The organism is Planktothricoides sp. SR001 (assembly GCF_001276715.1).
Classification (GTDB): Bacteria; Cyanobacteriota; Cyanobacteriia; order Cyanobacteriales; family Laspinemataceae; genus Planktothricoides; species Planktothricoides raciborskii.
Genome location: NZ_LIUQ01000143.1, coordinates 1 through 1,774, shown reverse-complemented (window position 1 = coordinate 1,774; position 1,774 = coordinate 1). Strand labels below are relative to the sequence as shown.

At 42.6% G+C, this 1,774-nt stretch carries 2 protein-coding genes; both read right to left on the bottom strand.

The annotated features are described in order from the left end of the window. Positions 1 to 184: 184 nt before the first annotated feature. On the bottom strand, positions 185 to 475 hold the full coding sequence (locus tag AM228_RS28775) for a hypothetical protein (protein ID WP_054470484.1): 291 nt from the start codon (positions 473 to 475) through the stop codon (positions 185 to 187). Positions 476 to 485: 10 nt separating this feature from the next. Next, positions 486 to 1,403, bottom strand: coding sequence for an IS4 family transposase (locus tag AM228_RS28770; protein ID WP_054470481.1), 918 nt, complete (start codon positions 1,401 to 1,403; stop codon positions 486 to 488). Positions 1,404 to 1,774 lie beyond the last annotated feature (371 nt).

Genomic DNA, 1,774 nt, shown 5'->3' with positions numbered 1-1,774 from the left:
TGAGAGTAATCACCGAGATGTATTTTGAATATTTTTATTATAGAATCACCATTTTTGGCGTTTTATGCGATAAATAAAGGTTGAACGCACGATAAATTCACTTTTATAGCAATCCTAAATCAATTGGGAAATAAGCCCTCACCCCTCTCCCCTCTCCCAAAACTAATCTTGTAGGGGTTTTGATTCATGCAGTAGAACCAAGCTTAATAAAGAAAAATCTTTCGATTGCAGTAGCTAGGACTTTAACCCCAGGGTATGGTTGCTTTTTGGTAGGTGCAAAGCCGACAATTTTGGCCACAGCTAAGACAGCATCACGTATAGAGATGATTTTTTTAGAAGATACTTTTTCTAACAGAATCACCTCAGACTCATCAAACAGAATACTGGCACTTTGGTCTGGGTTTTCTCTGACGGCATAAGTAAGAGCGAGAATCTGCCAAGCCACGACCGAATAAAAAGCCAAGGAGTTAATCAATGTCTGAATATCATCTTGCTTGTAATTTTTCCACCTGTAAAGCACCAGACTTAAGAGTGTAATGAAAGCGTTCTACCCGCCATCGCAGGGCATAAAATCGAGTCACCCTTTGGACATTACTGGTAGTGGCAATCGGAAGACTGGTCAGTAAATACCATGTGGCTGCATCTTCTGAACAGAAGATATCTTCGTTTGTTTTGGGATCGATACAACCGATCTCTTGGGCGACCACCAAAGATAAACCTTGGGTTTTATGCTTGTTGGCACTCAAATTTTTATCTGGATAAACATTGACTGCCCCTGCCCGTAAGCGAAGAATCAGTTCTACTTCCCGGTTTTGACGATAAATGCGTACTCGTTGGGTTCCATAGTCGGGCAAGTGAGACGACACATCGGGCAATTGGCAGACTATATTACTGCTGACGATTTCCAAATTACGAGCTTGATATACCCTGACGAGCAGATCTACATTTGTCTTTCGTTCGGCTTTAAAAAAACTAAAAACATCTCCTTCTCTATCTTCTACGGTCACAAAGCGTTTGCTCGATTGACTGGCTTGCTGATTGATGGCATTCAACCCCTTGAGCCATTTACTACTTTCTTTTTCTCCTTCTGGCAGGTCTAAACCTCCGTCTCGAGTCCAGTATTGTTGTCCTAAGAGTCCTAGGGGTAAACCTTGTTCATTGAGCAGTAGTACATTATGTTGCATCAATCCTCGGACATTCCCTTGTATTACCCCTAACCCAGACATTTTTTTATGTCCTGAGTAGTTGTAATAAGTTGTGTCTTGCGCGGCGATCACATATTCCCCAACCGTTGCTTCGGCTCGTTCCATCGTTGCCTGAATGTGTCCTGACAACATGATCTCTTGATTCATTTCTGGATGAGCAAATATACCCGCTACTGTTTGACGAAAACTGTTACCCATACACTGGGAAAAAGATAGATTCGGCTTGTTAATCGCCAAGTTGTATGCTTTTTCTAGACTTTTTTTACCAGGGGTCGAAATTTTCCTTGGGTGATAAACTCTGTCATGGGATGATTGCCTCAAGCACTCCGGGAATTTTCATCTTAGCTGATATAGCAATCCTATTTCAATCGTAATATTTTTGTCGGGGCAAATCCTTTTGCGCGGTGGCAAGCCCCTGCGCGTTTAGGGGTAAGCTCACGCTTGCCAAACCTGTTACCCCTACAATTCCACAACTGATATAGGACTGCTATATCGGATCAATCGCGGATCTACACGCAGAGGTTTGCTTAAGACCGTGAGTGTGTTGAGCAAACCCCTACAAGATTAGC

Excerpts from the sequence above, each read along its gene's own strand:
- AM228_RS28770 (WP_054470481.1), bottom strand. The coding sequence starts at position 1,403 with ATGGGTAACAGTTTTCGTCAAACAGTAGCGGGTATATTTGCTCATCCA.